This is a genomic window from Terrisporobacter mayombei (assembly GCF_020748465.1).
Classification (GTDB): Bacteria; Bacillota; Clostridia; order Peptostreptococcales; family Peptostreptococcaceae; genus Terrisporobacter; species Terrisporobacter mayombei.
This window is the reverse complement of record NZ_JAHZMP010000291.1, coordinates 1-434: the sequence shown is the minus strand read 5'-3', so window position 1 is coordinate 434 and position 434 is coordinate 1. Positions and strand designations below refer to the sequence as shown.

The following is a 434-nucleotide window of genomic DNA, read 5'->3' as shown; positions in this document are numbered from 1 at the left end:
ACATCCCATTACGCTTTTATTAAGGAGCATTAGCATGTTCTCACCGCAGTCACGCTTGCGTCATGCAGTTGCAGATACGTTCGCGATGGTTGTTTACTGTTCTGTCGTGAACATGTGTATTGAAGTTTTCCTCTCCGGAATGAGCTTCGAACAGTCTTTTTATTCCAGATTGGTAGCAATTCCGGTGAACATCTTAATTGCATGGCCATACGGTATGTACCGTGATCTGTTTATGCGCGCGGCACGCAAAGTTAGCCCGTCGGGCTGGATAAAAAATCTGGCGGATATCCTGGCTTATGTGACGTTCCAGTCACCGGTGTATGTGGCGATCTTGTTAGTGGTGGGCGCAGACTGGCATCAGATTATGGCGGCGGTCAGTTCAAACATCGTTGTTTCGATGTTGATGGGGGCGGTTTATGGCTACTTCCTCGATT

General features: G+C 47.9%; 1 protein-coding gene. It reads left to right on the top strand.

The features are described from left to right. Positions 1–34: 34 nt before the first annotated feature. Positions 35–434, top strand: a 400-nt coding sequence (alaE, locus tag K0039_RS25540; protein WP_228106927.1) for an L-alanine exporter AlaE, incomplete at its 3' end; no start/stop codon positions are given.